Genomic DNA, 19,843 nt, shown 5'->3' with positions numbered 1-19,843 from the left:
TAGCTGATGATTAATCTATCACCAACTATACTTGAAATTGAAAAACGAGCTGCATTAGCTGTGGTTCGTCTTTCTGATCCTGAAGACGCTTTGCCTTTAACAGAAGCACTTTTAAAAGGTGGTGTCTCAGCAATTGAAATAACTTTATCTACCCCCAATACTTTTGAAGTGATCCACAAGGTCAGTACTTCATTCGGTAAAGATGTGCTTACAGGAGTAGGATCGGTCACAAATATCAATCAGGCAAAACAAGCAATTGATAGTGGTGCAGAGTATGTAGTATGCCCTGTTTTTAAACCGGAAATTATTTCGTTTACCAAGAAATCAGGAATTCCGACAATCCCAGGATGTTTTACTCCGACAGAAATTCAAACCGCATACGAAGCAGGTGCTGAAGTAATAAAAGTATTTCCTGCTGATAGTTTAGGAATGAAGTTTTTTAAAGGGGTTAAAGCACCTCTTCCCCATCTGAATTTGATACCCACCGGTGGAGTTTCTTTAACCAACGCAGGAGAATGGATCAAACATGGTGCCTTCGCTGTAGGTGTTGGAAGTTCATTGATGGATAAAAAAGCTATTGAAGAAAAAAACTTCTCAAAACTAACTGAAAATGCAAAAATACTGATGGATAGCATTCATCAGGCAAAAAATTAAGATCATGTCAAAACAAGTTGTCACATTTGGAGAAATCATGTTGAGATTATCCACTCCCGGATTTTCACGATTTGTTCAATCTCAAACTCTTGATATTAATTATGGTGGTGGGGAAGCTAACGTGGCTGTAGCATTAAGCAACTATGGTTTACAATGCCACTTTGTTTCTAAAATACCTAATCATGAAATAGGGCAATCTGCAGTTAATCAACTTAGAAAATTTGGTGTTAGTACGGAGTACATCGTTCGTGGTGGTGATCGACTTGGAATTTATTTTTTAGAAACGGGAGCTAGTCAACGACCTTCAAAAGTAATCTATGACCGAGCAAATTCAGCTGTAATGTTAATGGAGAATGAAGAAGTAAATTGGAATAAGGTTTTTGAAAACAAGGACTGGTTTCATTGGACAGGAATTACTCCTGCTCTGGGAAAGCTGGCACAGAGTAATGTTTTATCAGCTTGTAAAGCAGCAAAAAATGCGGGAGTTACTGTTAGCTGTGATCTTAATTTCAGAAGCAAACTTTGGACAACCAAAGAGGCCCAGTATGTTATGAACCCATTAATGGAATACGTTGATGTTTGTATAGCGAATGAAGAAGACGCTGATAAAAGCCTTGGATTAAAAGCTGATGGAACTGATGTAGAAACAGCAGAACTGGACGAAAAAGGATATTATGAACTAGCTAAAAAATTGAAATCGAAATACGATTTTGATACAGTGGCAATTACGTTAAGAGAAAGTCATTCCGCTTCAAAAAATGGTTGGAGTGCTATTCTACATGATAATAAAGACTGCATGGATCCTCACAGATCTTCACAGTACGATATTCAGCTTGTGGACAGAGTTGGAGGTGGTGACTCTTTTGCAAGTGGACTTATTTATGGTCTACTCAGTAAGAATAATACAAAAGAAGCATTAGAGTTTGCAGTTGCAGCCTCATGTTTGAAGCAAACTATACCCGGAGATTTTAATCTCGTTAGCGCAAATGAAGTTGAAAAACTAATGACCAGTGGCGGCAGTGGTCGAGTGGAAAGATAGACAACGAAAGTTATCAGCTAAGAAGCTTATTTTCTTTAATTTCAATAAGATTAAATAACCAATATTTCCAAGTCCATTAATTAGTAAAAATTAGGATTATTAGGTATATTGGGTATGTATTTAATTTTAAGAAATTGCTTTGCGATGCCGATAAATTTTCAAGATTCAACTCCTTTATACATTCAAATCATTCAGGATATTAAGGATAAGATAGCAAAAGGAAGTCTTGCTGTGGGTGAACAGCTTAGTTCCCACAAAGAATTGGCAACTGAATATGATGTAAGCTTAATTACGATCAAAAGTGCTTTATCCACTCTGATAGATGATGGGTACTTGTATAGCAGAGTTGGGAAAGGAACATTTGTAGCCAAAAGGGTCAGTAAATCCAATATTTCCCGTCATGATTCCATTGGGTTGGTGTTACAGGATCTAAAAAATCCATTTTTTTCTCTTATAGCTCATATGGTTGAAGAAACAGCATATTCCAAAGGATATAATATTCTACTTTCTAACAGCTCAAGCCAAATAAAAAAAGAAGAAGGTCAGATAAATCATTTCAAAAATATAGGCGTTAAGGGAATGATTATAGCAACTTTAAGAAAAGAACCTCACGCTCCTCAAATTATAAGGGACTTGCATGAAGAAGGATTCCCATATGTGATGGTGTCTTACGTAGCTGATGATGACATCTGGCATGTTGGAGCAGATCATAAAGGTGGTGCTGAAATGGGAACACAACACCTCATTGAATTGGGATACAAAAAAATTGGCTATATAAACAGCCCTACCAATAACTCTCTTGGTGAGCTTCGTTTTCAGGGATATAAAGAAGCTTTAAAAAATGCAGGGTTAGAGTTTAATGCTAATTTCACACTACAATTTGCTTCTGAAAAAGTAACCGATGGATACAAAATTGGTTATAAATTAGGTGACACATTTGATGCCTTAGAGGATAAACCTGAAGCTTTCTTTGTGTATAATGACTATTCGGCCCTCGGTTTCATCAAACGAATTCAGGAACTTGGTTATACTGTTCCAGATGATATTGCAATTGTTGGGTTTGATGATATCGATCAAGCTAAATATGCAAACGTTCCTCTAACAACTATTCATCAACCCATTGAAAAAATTGGCACTGTAGCAATAGATAAGCTATTAGAAATAATTGAAGGGAAAACGCCCGAAGTTAGAAGTATTTTACAGCCACATTTAATTGTAAGAGAATCTTGTGGGGCTAAATCCAATTCAGATTCAAATAATACTGATCATTTATCAACCACTGGCACTGGCTGATATTAGACGTGCTTGTGGTTTGCTTAGTTTTATTGAATTCGATTATTCAGACTACGGTGCTTAAGATCCATGCAAGAACCAGATACCCCGATACAATTGCCCAGGAAATTCCGAAGCCTTTCAAATCTACTTTGTAATTTTTAAAGCTAAATGTCTCTTTTAATCTAAATAGATCTACAAGCATCAGCCCCTCTCCTGTTTCCAATGCCGGTTTGTTATTTAGTAATGGTGGGATGTTAGTAGTTTCCCTTTCTTCTTCACGTTGTTTTGAATTTGGTATCTCGAAATCAGCTGCAGAAATACCCGCCTCTTCAAGTCTGTGTTCTTGGCCAACCGGAGTATTCAGCAAAGAATAGAACCGGTTTATAATGGCTTTATCTTCTTCTTTTGTGAAATAGCTAACTGTAACCATGGTTGCAAAACCTATTGGTAAGTATAATGCAACTTGCTCTGGAAAACTCCAACCCAAGGCATCTGTTGTGAACGACAAAATTGCTGTAATTATCATTGAGGACCAAGCACCATATCTGTTCGCCTTTTTCCAAAAAATAGCCATCCAGAAAGCAATCCCAAGAAAAGCCATTATTTTCCAAATCAAGAACAAACCTTCAACTACAGATGGTATATAAAGTGCTATTGCAACTCCGGCTGCAACCACAAAAAATGAACTAATTCTGGCTACTTTCAGATAATGATCTTCATCAGCATCAGAGTTTAAGAATCTACGATAAAAATTTCTTGTGAATAAAGCTGAGCCATTGACCATAAAATTATTACAAGCAGAAACAACAGCGGCGACCATTGCAGCTATCATCAAACCTATAAATCCATTTGGTAATAATTCTACAATTGCTAAACCAAATGCTAATTCTCGTTCAGATGAATCAGCTTCCATAATTTGAGGAAAAACTACAGCAATAAATATTCCTGTAAATGCCCATCCTAAAGTAGCAAAACGCTTTATAAACACTCCGTACGTCCATCCCGACCTGCAACTTATTTCGGTTTTACCGGAACCGTTTATAGCCATATGATGAGGTTGTACGACCACTCCAATCAATCCATTTAACACCGCCATAACAATAAAAAACAGTGTAACCTCTTCATTAGCTATCAGATTAAACCAGTCATCAGGCAATGCTTCGTGTACGGCTTGAAGTCCGCCAACGTAATCCAATGCAAAAGGAATCAAAAGAAAAGAAAGCAATAGAATAAAAAATCCCTGAATTAATTGTGTTGTTGCAGCAGCTACCAACCCTCCCAAAGCTCCGTAGACTACGAAAAACAACATCATTCCAATAACAGCTGCTTCCGTTGAAATTATTCCTCCTGTAATAGCTTCAATTGTGACTCCCGTTCCTTTTAGTACCACACCGATGTTAACAGCAAACCAAAGCAATCCTACGAATGCATAGGCAGCGCCCATTCCTGTTCCATAACGTTGCTCAAAAAAATCACCAATTGTTATATATCTTAATCTTCTGTAAATAGGTGCGATGAGCCAAAAGAATGGTGTTGAAAACAAATACAGCCATTGATACCAAATTCCCGCCAAACCAATCTGCGAAGAAGCTCCAATTACTGCTACAGCCTGATCTGTTCTTGTACCTGCACCAAAGGCTTGTGCAATCATGAGAAGTTTTCCAAACTTACGTCCTCCCATAAAATAATCACCGGTAGACTTTACACTCCGGTTTGCCCAAAGACCGATTGCCGTAATCAAAATGATGTAGGCAGCTATTACCAACCAGTCAAGAGTATTTAAACCTAAAAAGTAACCATCCATATTGTTAAATTAACTTGTAATCAGTCATAACGATAGTGATAACAAAAAGAGAAGTCTTCTTATTTCGTTAATAATCTATCCATTTCAATTGCTGCGTAAAGTAGTGCTCCTAATCCTCTGGGATCGTTTTTACGAGTTCCCCAATTTTGATATTCTTCGTCAGAAAACATGATCGGAGTTCCTCTGACTATTCCGATAATATCACCATTTTCATCCATTTGCTTAGTAAGTGAGTTCCAACCTTGAATTGTTGATTCTTCGAATTCATCCTTAGATAACCAACCTTCGTTTATTCCGGCGGCAAAAGCTCTTACAAACATTGCTGTTGCTGAAGTTTCCAAATAAGATTCCGGATCATCAAGTACTTGATGCCATCTTCCATCTTGTGATTGAACAGCTTTTAATCCTTCAGCATGACGTTTGAAAATATTAAGTATTTCCGCTCTTTTTGGATGCTCTTCAGGTAATACTTTTAATAGCTCAGTTTTAGTCATCATGGTCCAGCCATTAGCTCTGCCCCATTTCGTTGATGAATATTCATCTGTTTTTGAAAAGTATCCATGCCAGTAAAGATTGTCTTCTTCATTTAATAGATAATTATCGAACTGAATAACCTGTTTTATGACCTCGTTCAGATATTTTTCATCACCGGTGAGCTCTGTCATTTTTAAAAGAACGATAGATCCCATAAATAGATCATCTGCCCATACAGACATAGTATCCGGTGTAAATCGAGCAAAAGTTCCATCAGAAAGTCTGGACGCTTTGTTCATTATATGATCAACCACACGATTTGTAAGCTTATATTCGAAGCTATCAGGATCTCGATTATCCGGATTCGAGGCTATGAGTTTGTTCGCATAAGGAACTGTTTGCATACCCATATCATCTAACAGTGATGCTCTGAAATAATGCCCAAAAGGTCCTTCAATTAATCCATAATCATTTCTCATGGACTCAATTTCATCAATATTATCGGCAAGAAAATTACGATGTTGCTCGATATAATTACTGTAATCAAGATCTGAAAACTGATCCCCAACCTGCTCCATTGCATCCAGAAAAGTTCCTCCTGAATAATGCCAATTTTGATACGTAAGCCATCCCGGAAGACTTTTAACTAAATGAAGCTTTGGAATATCCCAACGAATCGTGGACCCATTTTTGCCTTTTATTTCCTGAGTTACCAATTCATCAGCTGTTTTATTGATGTCAGTAAGTTCAGTATAATTTCCATTGTTTGGTAAAGGTCCAATCCACCAATATCCGAAATGTTCTAAATCTTCATCCTCTGAAGGAGAACGTAATTTAAGTCCGGGATATGAGAGTGCGTTATCAGAACGGATAAAGCTAATTTGAACTCTGTTATTTCCTGCATTTTTCGGTTCGAATTTTATAATAAGTTGATGCACTCCATCTTCAACCGTTAAAGGCACCTTATTATGGAATTCAAACAATCCGTAATCCACATGATTAAGAAATTCATCTTCAGATCTTGAATTCTTATACACTGATTTGCCATCAACAATTATTTCGAGTTCTCCGGCTTGTTGGTTGGCAGCCAGAAATAAACTAAAATCATTGTCTTCAGATTTTTCAACTTCGATAACAGACCTTGCTATATATGTTCCTTTTTCTGAGGAAGGAAAATCAAATAAATAAACTCCATCCTGCTCAAATTCCTGAAGTGCAGGTTCAAATCGAAAATCTGTTCCATTTACAATAATTTCAGAAACGTGTTCTGCATACTTTTGAGGTGTCATTTTTTCTTGCTTCACATCCTGGCAAGAAATCCCCATAAATATCAATTGAAGTACAACTAGAAACTTTAAAGTGGAACTCATAAATCTATAATATTTTTTTTATCGTTTGAAAATCAAAGGGTTCAGATCAGTAGCGGCTGCATCTCCGGGGTTTAATCCGGGTAAAAAAGCATCTCTGTCCAAGGGATGAGCACTATTCGTAAACTCACTCACCTTAACTCCATCCTCCATATAAATTACGGTCATTACAGCCCGTACTTTATCTGAGGTATTTGCACTTGCTCTGTGAAATGTCCAACCGCCATGAAAACTTATTTCACCAATATCGAATCCTTCGTCCACTAACTCTAAATTAGCCTCAGAAAGTGATTTTTGAATTTTAGCTTCACTTTCGTCACTAATTTCCAGTGACCTTCCGAAATCATGCTTATGGCTTTCCATACTAAAAGCTAAAGGTCCCATATCCGGAGTTGTTTTTTGTAAAGGAATCCATGCAGTTATTGTGTTTTCGGTATCCAAAGGCCAATAAAATTGATCGGCATGCCATGGAGTTATGTTTTTGATCTTCTTACTCGGTTCTTTATATAAAGCCTGATCATGATAAAGTCTTACTCCATCAACCTGCATTAAGTCTGAGGCTATTTTTCCTAATCTTTTACTAAGTACCAACTCTTTAATTATCGCATTTGTCTTCCAAAGATTTCCGATTTGAATAAAAGCCTGTTCAAATGTATTTCTTTCTTCAATAGGCTTTTTTAATAAAGGATTTTGCTCAGTAACTACTTTCGTAATCTCATTATTAAAATAATCAAGAGTAGCTTTATCAAGTACATTTTTAAGCTTAATAAAACCGTTTTTTTTATAAAAATTTATATCCGAATCAGTAATCGAATACTCTTCGTTTAGTAAGTCTATGCTATCATTCATAATAATTTATTGATTACGTTTCTACTGGAATCTGCATCCAAAAACAGATGTGAGTTTATCTGTTTTCTTAAAATGGTTGACGGACAATTTGTCTCTATAGGATCAAAAAGAGTTTTTTCTACGGCTTTAGCTTTTGAAAAACCCGGAACTACCACAGAAAGATATTCTGCATTAAGTAATGTAGGAATAGTAAGAGTAACTGCTTTTTCAGGAACTGCTTGAATATTTTCAAATTCACCATCATTTACTTGCTGCTGACGGCAAATATTATCTAACTCAACCTCTTTCAAAATCTTGCTATCGTTAAAATCAGCTACCGGAGGATCGTTAAAAGCAAGATGCCCATTTTCCCCGATCCCCATACAAACAATATCAATTGGCGCTTCTTTAATTAATTCTTCGTATTCCAGTAAATCCGAACTCAGATAATGGACAGCTTTGAAATTTTTATGGTCATACAAGGATTCTTTTAAAAAATTACCAAACCTTTGTGGTGCAGATTGTGGCAAAGTGTGATATTCGTCCATTTGAAATGCAACCACTCTCTCCCATTGTATATCATCTATTTTTAATAATTCCTGATGGAATTCTCTTTGTGATGCAGCTGCGGCAAAAATCATTCGAACTTCATCTTTCTTTTTCAAAACAGTATTAATCTTACTTGCTACATAAAAAGCTGCTGCTATACCGAGTTCATTCCTGTTTTTATAAACAGATACTTTCAGATCCTCTGCTTTGTATTCTTTGTGTGTTAGCATCATTCTATGATCTTATATCTATTTTTATAGCTTCTCATCTCAGAATCAGGCAATTGAAAACTAAAAGCCCATTCTCCATCCTTATTTGTTACCCGAATCATCAAATGATTTCTTCCCTTTTTCAAAGGTAGTATCAATTCATCTTCATCTAGCTTAAAGTCTCTTTCCGTATAGTTTTGATGAACCTGTTTTCCGTTCAAGAAAACTTCTACTCCATCACTACTCCCCACCAAAGCTCTAACTTCACGATCTTCTTCAATATCTATGTGGGCAAAAGCATAACCAACTACATTCTTATTTTCTTCGTGGATTTCACCCAGATCAACTTTTGCAAAGTAAGGCGTGTTTACTCTTCTCCACCGATACTTATCTCCATTGAAATAAAACTCCTCAGTCACATTTGGGAAAGTTCTTTCAATGCCGTTCATATCAGCTAAATGATCAGTCTTGGGATCAGCAAAGCCATTCAGATTTGGAAATGCTTCACACATCAGCCAACCCTGAAAATACCATCCTTTAGACTCTTTGATGTCCATTCTCAATTCAGAAGCAGCAGGCAGAAATTGACCTTTATCAAAATCATAGATCGTTGATAACAACAAATCTTTAACACTCTGAAATGCTTTGAGTTGTTCATCGAACTTTGAAGTAATTCGGTCTAGTGCATATACTCTGTTTTCGATCACCCAAACGTTTTCATAGTCTAATTTCAGAGTGACCAGATCATCATAGGATTCCTTGATCAAGGAAAAAGCTTCAACAAGATTTTTTCTGGCTTCAATTTTATTGCTCTGCTCTTCAAAAGCCTTTGAATACAAACTTGAAGCTTCAACAACAGCGGGTCTGCTTTTTGCTAAAAACTTATACAAATCGATAGTATGCTGTATGTATTTAACATCACTTGAATAAATGTGAGCGTCATATGTTTGTAAAATACTCTGCGCTTCTTCAACTATACTCTGCACCTTTGCCCAATCCTCAATATTTATAAGTACCTGATTTCCTTTTTCAGGAATCACTGAATCCCAAAGAATGTCTTCGTTCATTTTCTCTGTAGATTTTAAACCGGCTAACTCATTTAGCTTCAGAATTGCTTCAGATAATGCATTATTTGTACTTCCATATACTGCGCGATTAAATCTTGTATCATATGATTCGTCATTTGGGGCACTGTTCCAACTTTGATCAGCAGCATATGCCACTCCGTACCAATCCTTTGAAAAGAGTGCGAAGCCTCCATCATCCCAAACCGTGTTTAACATGCCCCATACTTCCTGTTTTTTTGATTCAGCCATAAATCCGCCAATATTCCCTAAAGCAATATTAAAATCAGGTATTGTACTAAAAGAGTTTAAGATTCCGGTAGAAACAAGCTGAGTGAAACCTGCTTCTTTAAAAGGGGTTATCCGAGGAGCATAATCATCAAAAATATCATAACCCCAAGTAATGAGAATTATGTCTTTAGGCAACATGTCCAAAATTTCAGGATGATCTAAAGCGATATCGCCCCACATCATTACTTTCTTGCCTAATTTTGTTATAATTTTATGAATTCTCTTGATATGATTTGCGTAAACCACAGATTCTCCTAAACTATCAACCATGGCTTTTGATGCTCCTGATCCAAGATCAAAGGTTTCATCTGAGTTGATATGAAAATAATCAGAATGGAATGCAGGAATCATTTCAGTATAGATATCCTCCAGTAGCTCATAACTCTCTTCGAACGCCGGAGATAACAACATTCCACTTTCACCCAGATGTGCATATTCGGGATGCTTTAAAATTTGATCAAAGTGTCCAAATGACTGAAAATTTCCTACAAGATCTATGTGATATTTTTTTGCATATTCGGCTAATTCTGACCACTCCTTTATATCCAAAGCTCCTCCCGGAGGTGCAAAAGCAGGATGGCTTTCTGTCTTCACTACATCTTGTGTATAATAAGTAAGCATGTTCACTTTCATCTCAGCCATTCGTTCAATCTGTTGATACATATATTCCTTAGTTGGAACAGGTCCACGGCTTATATCGTCCATCATCCCTCTGATCTCGAGATCAGGCCAATCTATAATTTCCAGGGCAGGTATTTCATTTTTCAAACGCTCTGTTCTTATCAATTGCTTTAAAGTTTGAACGCCATAGAAGGTCCCTTTCTCCGAGTTTGCGGCAATTAATATCAAATCTGTGGTAACAACTAATCTGTACCCTTCCTTCCCGAGTTTATTATAGGATGAATAACTAAAACGATTGAGGATTTTATCGAATTCTTTGTCTGCTCCCTTTACTCCAACTATGATTTGTCTGTTAGTTTTGTGACCCTTCAAATTGAAACCCAGACTCTGTGAAAACTCTTTTTGAATTTGTTCAATGAGAAATAATTCTTCCTCTCTATCATTAACAAATACTTGAATGGATATCTCCTCGTTGAGCTCAAAAGAACCTGTTTTAAATGAAATTTCTCGAGGATTAGGAACTAGCGTTAATTTTTGCTGAGCAAAAGTATTCTGCATCAACATCGAAAGAAATAAAACTAAGGTGATATAAAGTCCTGTTTTTTTCATAGCTCTAGATTTTATTTTCTAAAAATTTTGCAGCGTTTTTATAAGCTGCATCCAGATCTTCAACTACAGATTCTGAACCTCCGATATCAATGCCAAAATGACCTTTAAAGTTTATCAGATCCAGAGTCTCAAAGAAATCCTCCCATCTGATAACTCCATCACCAATAGCTAAATGTTCTACTCTATTTCCACCGTTATCAGAAATATGGATGTAGTCGATATAATCTGCCAGTCTTCGAAGAGACAGTTGCAGATTATCTTTCAAGAAATACTGATTGGCTGTATCAAAATTAAATCGAAGATTATCCCTTCCAACCGCATCATGAAAATATAAAAAAGCGTCTGTAGTAGCAGATAGAACACCAAGTGCAGGATGCATTTGATACGTTAAATTGTATTCTGAAGCTATGTCACAAGCTTCACGGTATGTCTCAACCATTTGATCCCAATAATTTTTCCAGTTTAGATCCTTCGGAAATTTAGCTGATAGAATTACATCCTCGTGATAATGCCGTACAACAGGTATATCATCCGGAAACTGGTATGGAGGCAGCGGAGCATTATCGAGCACTCCTTTTGATCCGAGTAAGTGGGCTATTTCACATCCTTTTCTAAATAGCTCAAGATTTTCTTTACGCTCATTCGCATCTGCTGAAGATAATCCCGGCAAAACAATGCAGAAATATGGGACTTCCAGCTTAAGTTCCTTTATTCGAACTGCAATCTGATTACGAATCTTATATACTTTTTCCAGATGATCTTTTCTGATTCCCTCTAACTCCACCGATTGAAAACCCAAACTTTTATACTCATCCAGATATTTCAGAGTATCCTCAGCAGCAGGCGGGTAACCATATTTACTTATAGTATATAAATAGCAACAAGTTATTCTGGGATCAATCATGATTATTCAGCTCCGGATCATTCATAATTTCTTTGATATCTGATACTCCTTTTACTGCAACAACAGCTGCAATGCTGAAAAAAATAAATGCAAAAATTCCGAATAAGATCATCCATATTAATATTCCATCAGTCATATCTTGCCTCCTCTTGATTTATGATAACTGCCGGGTTAGACCTTTGAGTTAATAAAGAGCCTACGATCATTCCAAGTGCTGCCAGGATAAAACTCAGAAATCCTGCAACGTTTACATCCGTTACAAATGACATCCAACCCGGAAGAAGTTCAGAATAATTTTCCAGGATCAGAAAACCTGCCGGAACTACAGCTCCCAAAATCAAAGCACACATTGCACCAATATTATTGGCTTTTTTCCAGTACAGTCCGGCTGTAACTGTTCCAAGCGCCCCGGCTGTATACATGGTTCCGGTTATGAATATGTATTGAAATGCTGTTTCAGGAATTTGGTACCATAAACCAAAAATGAGTAGAAAAAAGCCTATCAAACCTGAAATGATCTGAGTTATTCTAATGGTAGTTTTTTCAGAATAGCCGCCTTTCTTAAAAACAGAAATAACATCTAATGTTAGAACAGAACTCCATGCTAAAACATAGGAACTATAAGTTGACATGGAAGCTGCGAGTAATCCTGCTACCAGCAATCCTAAAAGGCCAACCGGTAGTAGCTCGCCTAATAACATTGGCATAGCTGCCGTTGAATTTTCTCCGGCACCAAAATATGCGAAAGCGGCAACCCCCCAAAACATTGGTATCATTGCTCTTCCGGCAAAAGTAAGACCTGTAACCCAGAATACTTTTTTTGCTACTTCCGGGCTTTCTGATGACAATGCTTTAGAAGTACCTGGTTGCCAAAGTGCAGCGGCGGCTATATTTGTTATTAATATCCAGATGATGAAACTCCAACCAAATCGTGGATTCACAATCGGATTTATACCGGATTCTCCGAATCCTGAAGTAACTGCAGTAGATATCAAACCAATATCTACTTTTAATAATACAATGATTGTAGTTGCAAGCATTGCGAAGGAAAGCACTACATATTGCATAAAATCAGTAATTACAACTGAAAACATTCCTCCTAAAATGGTATAGCTCATCACGATGATCAGCATAAAGGTCATGATAAACCCAAGAGCCTGAGGTCCGAATCCCATCACTTCAGAAAGAAATATTCCATCAAACTTCAGGAATATTCCCATATTCAGCACACCGCCAATAAACAAAATGAGCCCGCCTACGACACGTACATTTTTATTGTATCTGAGTTCATAAAACTGAGGAATGGTCATCATTCCATATTCGCGCAGTTTTTCAATAATAAACCCGGTTCTTCCAACGGTTGTATATGCTATGAGTGCTAGTATCCCGATTATAAAACAAGAAAATCCTGTCACATAGCCTAACTCACCAAAATAAACGAATGTAACTGTTCCTAACTCAGTTGCTGTAAATGTAGCGATCCCTAAAGAAGCTTTTATCTTTCTGCCAGCTACGATATAACCACTTAGGTTTTGAACATATCTCTTAACCCAAATGCCAATATAAACCGTGATACTGAGATACACGATCATTATAATCCAATCAACAGGAGAAAAATTCATAGTTCCGGCTTAAATAGTTGATGCCAAAATTGTTGGTAAAAATCCCACTTCATAAAATTTATTCCCCAATGCGGACTAGCCCCTGTCATCCAACAAGTTACTCTTCCGTTGCCGAATTTATGCTCTGCTAAAAGTGGATACCATCTGCCCATATGTTCTATTTCAACAATGGCCTTGGCTGATTCTTTGATGCTTGTTTCATTAAACCCCAGGATAGGCGGCACACTTTCCCAGTTTATGCCCTTCATAGATTTATGCTCATGATCATTACAGCGTACTTTATAGCTCGATGTAGATTCTATCAGGTCATCATGTTGTAAACAATCTACAGGCAGAACATTTTTGAATCGGGATCTGCCCCAACCTCCTTTCCCTAATTCTCCCGAAAAACTCAACCACCCACCGTTCATATGAAAATGGCCTCCTTCTTCAACCCAATTTTTGAGTAGATCAAAGCGGTCTGGAAATGTGATATATTCGTTGTTCCATTTAGCCCGATTAAAAAAATCAGGATGGAGCATTAAGCACTTTGTTTCAACATCAGCGAATATAATGATATCAGCCCATTCCAATTTTTCCTCAAACTCGTTTGGCGACATGCGATACATTTCCCAAGAAGGTTGTGTGATCACTTCTGAAGTTGGAATTTTTCTTAGGGCATCAATTAGTGGCTTTGCATAGTTCAACACTTCTACGTCCTTGCTGGGAGCTTCAAACGGAGATTCCACATACGTTTGACCTATATGAATACACCAATTACCAACGTGCCAAATTTTTAATCTTTCTGTGCTCATTTATTTCTAACTATTAATGAATATCCTTAACTAAAAATCCCTCTTTAGGAGATTCCGGACGATGTGTTGGATGAATTTTTTCGAATTTATTCCAATGTTCTCTGAGTTTAAAGGCTACACTTTTTGGTAACCTGTCTCGGGTAAACACTCCCTTTTTGTTGAGGACAACTCGGCGGAAATGTTGAGGAGTTAAGAAATCCGCAAAATTCCATACATGTGCTCCAAATACAAAATCGTATTTTTCCATCACTTCGAGATATTTAAAGATAAATGCTGTTTGAAATTCTTCAGTAAACATTTGAGCAGTTGTAGCATGTAGCCCCTCTACAGTATCAGCGCCAAATTCTGTGATCATTATCGGCTTGCCATGTTTTTTAAATGTAGCTTCTAATTCTCTTCCCAAATCAGTAGCAGCTTGGTCTAGATCAACAGGTTTAGTGTACCAACCATAGTATCGATTCATACCAATTATATCGCACGAATCATTTACTACATCATCTTCTTTAAATGCAGCCATAGAGATGGACATAACCGGTCTGGTGCTATCTAGTGATTTCGTAAAATCATAGATTTCCCGGAAGTATTTTTCGCTTGCTTCATTTTGATAAAACTCTTCTGCCCATAGATTTGGCTCATTTGTGATCGACCAGGAAATGACACTTGGATGGTTTTTGTCTCTATCAATGAGCTCTTTAATAGCTTTTTTATGATTCACTAAAAGTGGATTGAGATCTTCAAAATCGTTAGACCAAAACCCTAAACTTACAGCAGGAACTTCATCAATTATTAAGAACCCTAAGCGATCGCCTAATCTCATCATTTCTTCATCGTAAGGATAGTGGCTGGTTCTATACGAATTTGCTCCGATCCAACGCATCAGCTCATGATCACGAATATATCCGGGACGGAACTGTCCCCTACCTATTATTGGGTATTCTTCGTGTTTACCGAAACCGCTTAAGAATAATTCTTCATTATTGAGATAAATTTTACCGCCTTTTATATGAATCTCACGAATTCCGAACTCTTCCTCATATTGATCTACAATTGTATCACCGTTTAATAATGACACCTGAGCAGTATATAAATATGGAGACGAAGGAGACCATGGATTTACTTTGTCAATTTTGAGTTCAAAATTTTCAGAGGATGAGCTTTCACTTTTTCCAACCTCTCTTCCTTCTTCATCTAAAATTCTTATTTGTTTTTTCAAAGAATCAGAGGTAGCAGAAACTTGTACTTCAATAGAACCATCTAAACTAGCATTAACATCAATGTCTGTTATATGATTTTCTTGTACTGCTATAATATTTACTGATCGTGTTAAGCCTCCGTAAGGGAAAAAGTCAAACCTTGTTGCAGGGAATAAATGCCTTCTGTCATAATTTTTTGTGTTATATAAATCTGACTCCGGATCTACTCCTTGAGGCAATGAATGCATACTTAGTGAGCTATCAACACAAACTACAAGATGATTAACTTCACCGGATTTATTTAAAGATTCAGTCAAATCTACCCCAAAAGGCATATATCCACCAAAATGACTGCCAACATTTTCACCATTTAGCCATACTTCAGCTTTATGATCAGCAGCACCAATTCTCAGCCAAATTTTGTGATCTTTTTGAATAGCCTGTGGAATTCTAAAAGTAGTTTCATGCCAAGCTTTTCCAACATAATTCTTAAGCCCCTGTTCCTCCAATTGCTCATTCCAGGATCCCGGAATTGCAATCGTATGCGTATCACCTTCAAGATTTGAAGAGTACCATTTTTCGTCATGCCCTAAGTTTTGTGGATCTGCTTTTATTTTCCAGAAACCTGATAAATCAAATACTGTTCTATAATTATTTTGTTGGGGGTATAACATTCGTATTTCTTAAAATTTTCTATTTAGATTCCAAATATTCCAATGATGCCAAACACAGCCATTACCAATGAAAAAATCAGTATTAAGGAAACAAGGATATTCTTCATTTTAGATAACTTGTGTTTGCCTACCAACTCTTCCCTATTCATAAGAATTAGCATCAATAGAATAACTACAGGTGTGATAACAGCAATAAATACCTGAGAAATAATCATAATGAATACAGGTCTTCCACCTAAGATGGGCACCAGAAAACTTAACAGTATAATTCCTAGTGATATTAATCGGTTTGTAGTGGATGTAAAATCCGGGTTTTCGCCTTTATAATCGGCTAACAACATGGGTGCCAGCATTATATGAGGGAATAGAGATGACAAACCTGCGGCTAATATTCCACCTACAAAAATCGAAATCGCAAATCGACCTGCAAAAGGTTCAAGAAGTTTTACCATGTCTATCGCGTTATCAACTTTAATACCTTCCTGATACATCGTACCTGCTGCTGCCGCCATTACTGAAATACTCAATACAAACATTATAATAGCAGAAACTTTCGCATCTCTTTTTTCATATTTCAAATGCTCCAGATTCCAGCCTTTACCTTTTATAAGGACAGATCTTACAACATAAATAACAGCGCCCATCGTCGTACCAACCATACTTGCCACGAGCAAAAAAGCCCCAGACTCATTTGGCATTCCCGAGACAATTCCGGTTAGTACCTGAGAAGGATCAGGTATTACCATAAACATTGTAACAATAAAACTTAGCCCCATTATTCCAACAAAGATTGCCAACACCTTTTCAAAAAACTTTTGTTTACCGTTCCAAAGTAATGTGTAAAGTAAAGCCCCAAATCCAATAGTAGAATAAATCGGATCAATGCCATTTCCGGAAGCTGTAAGTGGTCGTGTCCATTCTTGGGTAACCTGAGTAACGATCGCCATAACACCAACACTTCCCACTGCTTCTGTAAAAATCAATGCTATTAAAACAAAAAGTCCAACTGCTTTTCCGAAGTGTTTCTTATAACTATGGATAACAGTATCACCGGTTACTATGGTGTATTTACCAAAAACAACAATAAGTATATATGTACAGATGCACGATATTATCAAAGGGATTGTAAGTGCCATTCCATATTCAGCACCTGTTGAAGCCATTGAAGTAACGCTCCCGGTTCCAATATTATATCCAATGATAAATAATCCGGGACCTATCGAAATAATAAAAAGCTGAAATTTTTTAAATAGACCAATTGAATCGGAGTTTGCCATATTATTTGCTTAATGGAGTTAATTTAATTGTCATTAATTCATGAGATGGCACTTTAAGTTCAACTCTTTCCCCAGGTTGAAAAACTTCTATTATCTCTGATTCCTTTTTACCATCAATTAAAGTCTCGAGCGTGTACTTTCCCTGCTTGAGTTGCCAAATTCTCATAGTAGTTTCAACTTCTTGATCAGAAAATGAATATAAATCCACATCCAGTTTTGTTGAATCACTATCAGTCACCAGAAAGGTTAAATCTCGGCTAGATTTCTCCCAGCTAACAGCTATGTAAGGAGATGCACTTTCATTAGCTCCATACCCTGTTATCATACCTTGAAGAATGCCTGCCTCTCTAACTCTTGGCTCCTTAATAAACACCCGATCCGTATGGATTACCTCACTAGTCAACATTGGTTTATTATATCTTACCGTTTCAAGGTACGGTTGCATTGCATTAATCAAGTATTGCTCTTGTCCCGTTATTCTGTATTTAATAAAATCAGAACCATGTTCTGTTAACAGAGTATCGTAGGATGAATTTGAAGTAAGTAAGCGCCAGTTTTCAACTACATTCCAAAAAGAAGAAGAATTCCCAATGATATAAGCTGCCCAACCCTCAGAGCCTTTTTGAAAAGGATTTTTCTTTGAATTTAAATCCCCTTTGAATTTTTTAACTAACTCGAGATGGAGCAATATTGGCTCCAGATATTTATCATCTGCTGTAAAAGTCCATGTATACAAAAGTTGATCTAGAATTGCCGTGCTTCCACTCCAATTGAAATAATCCCAGTACATGTTAGCTATATACCAAGTTGGTTCATCCCCATTAATTTTTCCAGTTGGAAACTCAACTGAAGGAGGAATTATGCCAAATGGTTTAGACTTTTCAGTGCTTTTTGAAATATCAACCCATGCATCAGCCCATTCTATAAGAGCCTTTCTGGTATCTTCGTCTTTTTTCTTCCAATTATAATAGCGGACTGCTTTAGTTGCTCTGGCGTTGTAGGAAACATCTCTGTTCTTGGGGCTTTCAGTTTCAATTTCTGATGAACTAAACCATGCCGATTTAAAAAACCTGTCACCATTATCATTAAATCCAGTCCATAGATTTTGGAAGTAATCTGAAGAATACTTTAATCGATTTGTATACTCTTCATCATCAGTATAGAAAACCATTAAAGGTGCTGTATCTGAAATAAATTCTGAAGAATGTTCTACATCACTTGGATTCTTTGCATATCCATTTTTCACCTTTGAACTATTCCAGACACCATCTGCTAATCGTTTCCAACCTAAATAAGTAGTTTCATCTCCGGAAAGAATCAGAGGAGACCACCATCTCAAAATTTCTACATCATCACCAAATTTACCACCGAATTCCCCATTGTCATCCTGTTGTTCGTAAACCCACCAGTCTACAATATCTTTTAATCGATTAGTAAGTTCCCATTGAACTGAAGCCCATTCCGGAGTTGCTGATCTGTTTGGCACCGTATCAAACTCATCAGCTTGATCAAGCTTCACACGGTTATACATTTGCACGATTTCATTGTCAGGAAACAGATCAAACATTTCAGCAAGATCTCTTTTCCCTGCCAACTCTTCTTTTGGTCCTGCTCCCTCTAACCACAACCAGTATAAAAGTCTTGCTCTGTACCAAAGAGCTTTACTGTATAGTGGTTGTTTTTTTGCTTCATCAAAACTCAGTAATGCATCATAAAGCACTATCGATTGTGGAATATGATCAAATAAACCCATCCCTGTTTTATCTGTAGCCCAACTCCAACCGCGATAGTAAAAATATTTTTCCGCTTCTTTAAGAATACTAAGTTGCTGAATCCAATATGAAGAGAAATTTAGATTGTCAGGGTTAGATTTTAGATCTTCAAGTATTGAAAGTAAACCATCTACTTTTTTGGTATTCCTAAAATCTCCTATGTTTTGAATTTCATCAAAAGCATCTTCCTGAGCATTGTTGGAAGGTTCTTCTTTAGCAGGGATAAGTGAAAAACCAAGAAGTCGTACTTTATCTTCCACACCTTTAAGCGTAAAAGAAAAATCATTTTTGACTTCAATGTTACGCTGGATAACACGATACATCTTTTGGATGGTTTCTCTTGGTTCAGCGGAAGAAGAAAAAGGCTGTAGGTTTAATTCATTTTTAACATCATTGATGTAAAGCTGAGTTGTTATAGAATCTTCCATACCTGGTTCGAACCAGATCGTTAACCACCATTTCCCCTCAGGTATATCTGCTTTAAATGTAAGTTTATTTCCAACTACTCCATCAATTAAAAACTCGTCTCGTGACTTTTCAGTAGCTTTGTGATAGAATTTTGAAAGATCTGACTCTTTAAAACCATATCCCTTTTCAGAGCTGTACCCAAACTCCGGTGTAATAAGAATTGTGGAATGTTTTAAATTGGAATCACTTCCACCAACATCAAAAAAGTACGGTTGAGATCCAAACTCAATAGGACTTTGTACCGGTTTCGAGCAGCTTAATAAGAAGATTCCTAGTAATAGAAAATTGAATAGTTTCATTTAATCAGATTAAAAGAGGAAAGCTTTATCACAAGCTTTCCCATATCAAATAATAG

15 protein-coding genes are annotated in these 19,843 nt (G+C 36.8%); 3 read left to right on the top strand and 12 right to left on the bottom strand.

Annotation, left to right across the window (positions count from 1 at the left end; genetic code table 11):
• Positions 1-6: 6 nt before the first annotated feature.
• From A8B79_RS12265 to A8B79_RS12255, 3 genes are all read left to right on the top strand, one after another.
• A complete protein-coding gene (locus tag A8B79_RS12265) occupies positions 7-654 on the top strand; it encodes a bifunctional 4-hydroxy-2-oxoglutarate aldolase/2-dehydro-3-deoxy-phosphogluconate aldolase (RefSeq protein WP_066223181.1) in 648 nt (215 codons plus the stop codon).
• A gap of 4 nt (positions 655-658) precedes the next feature.
• Entirely contained in the window at positions 659-1,693 is a 1,035-nt protein-coding gene (locus A8B79_RS12260; protein ID WP_066223179.1) for a sugar kinase, read from the top strand.
• Between the two features lie 144 nt (positions 1,694-1,837).
• Positions 1,838-2,986 (top strand): GntR family transcriptional regulator, encoded by a 1,149-nt coding sequence (locus A8B79_RS12255; RefSeq protein ID WP_066223177.1) that lies wholly within the window; start codon positions 1,838-1,840, stop codon positions 2,984-2,986.
• A 46-nt stretch (positions 2,987-3,032) separates the two neighbouring features.
• Here the strand turns inward: A8B79_RS12255 and A8B79_RS12250 are convergent, their stop codons facing one another.
• The 12 genes from A8B79_RS12250 to A8B79_RS12200 are packed head-to-tail and all read right to left on the bottom strand — an operon-like array spanning position 3,033 to position 19,787.
• Positions 3,033-4,772 (bottom strand): sodium:solute symporter family protein, encoded by a 1,740-nt coding sequence (locus A8B79_RS12250; RefSeq protein WP_066223175.1) that lies wholly within the window; start codon positions 4,770-4,772, stop codon positions 3,033-3,035.
• 59 nt (positions 4,773-4,831) lie between these two features.
• Positions 4,832-6,616: a glycoside hydrolase family 88/105 protein gene (locus A8B79_RS12245; RefSeq protein WP_066223173.1), complete on the bottom strand. Its 1,785-nt coding sequence runs from the start codon at positions 6,614-6,616 to the stop codon at positions 4,832-4,834.
• Positions 6,617-6,634: 18 nt separating this feature from the next.
• Positions 6,635-7,462 (bottom strand): phytanoyl-CoA dioxygenase family protein, encoded by an 828-nt coding sequence (locus tag A8B79_RS12240; protein WP_066223171.1) that lies wholly within the window; start codon positions 7,460-7,462, stop codon positions 6,635-6,637.
• Positions 7,459-8,223, bottom strand: a complete 765-nt coding sequence (locus A8B79_RS12235) for a 6-phosphogluconolactonase (protein ID WP_153038434.1) — start codon at positions 8,221-8,223, stop codon at positions 7,459-7,461. The genes A8B79_RS12240 and A8B79_RS12235 overlap by 4 nt, the downstream gene beginning before the upstream one ends.
• Positions 8,220-10,784, bottom strand: coding sequence for a beta-N-acetylhexosaminidase (locus A8B79_RS12230; protein ID WP_066223167.1), 2,565 nt, complete (start codon positions 10,782-10,784; stop codon positions 8,220-8,222). The genes A8B79_RS12235 and A8B79_RS12230 overlap by 4 nt, the downstream gene beginning before the upstream one ends.
• A gap of 4 nt (positions 10,785-10,788) precedes the next feature.
• Entirely contained in the window at positions 10,789-11,688 is a 900-nt protein-coding gene (locus A8B79_RS12225; RefSeq protein ID WP_082894172.1) for a sugar phosphate isomerase/epimerase family protein, read from the bottom strand.
• Entirely contained in the window at positions 11,681-11,824 is a 144-nt protein-coding gene (locus tag A8B79_RS16180; RefSeq protein ID WP_161485170.1) for a hypothetical protein, read from the bottom strand. Before A8B79_RS16180 ends, A8B79_RS12225 begins: the two co-directional genes overlap by 8 nt.
• Positions 11,817-13,310, bottom strand: a complete 1,494-nt coding sequence (locus A8B79_RS12220; RefSeq protein ID WP_066223164.1) for a sodium:solute symporter family protein — start codon at positions 13,308-13,310, stop codon at positions 11,817-11,819. Before A8B79_RS12220 ends, A8B79_RS16180 begins: the two co-directional genes overlap by 8 nt.
• Positions 13,307-14,104, bottom strand: a complete 798-nt coding sequence (locus A8B79_RS12215) for a glutamine amidotransferase (RefSeq protein ID WP_066223162.1) — start codon at positions 14,102-14,104, stop codon at positions 13,307-13,309. Before A8B79_RS12215 ends, A8B79_RS12220 begins: the two co-directional genes overlap by 4 nt.
• A 13-nt stretch (positions 14,105-14,117) precedes the next feature.
• Positions 14,118-15,971, bottom strand: a complete 1,854-nt coding sequence (uidA, locus tag A8B79_RS12210) for a beta-glucuronidase (protein WP_066223160.1) — start codon at positions 15,969-15,971, stop codon at positions 14,118-14,120.
• Positions 15,972-15,994: 23 nt separating this feature from the next.
• On the bottom strand, positions 15,995-17,248 hold the full coding sequence (locus tag A8B79_RS12205; RefSeq protein WP_066223158.1) for an NRAMP family divalent metal transporter: 1,254 nt from the start codon (positions 17,246-17,248) through the stop codon (positions 15,995-15,997).
• A 1-nt stretch (position 17,249) separates the two neighbouring features.
• Entirely contained in the window at positions 17,250-19,787 is a 2,538-nt protein-coding gene (locus A8B79_RS12200; protein WP_066223156.1) for a hypothetical protein, read from the bottom strand.
• Positions 19,788-19,843 lie beyond the last annotated feature (56 nt).

Source organism: Balneola sp. EhC07 (assembly GCF_001650905.1).
GTDB lineage: Bacteria > Bacteroidota > Rhodothermia > Balneolales > Balneolaceae > Balneola.
Note: the sequence above shows the minus strand (reverse complement) of the source record. Positions and strands in the feature narration are given on the sequence as shown.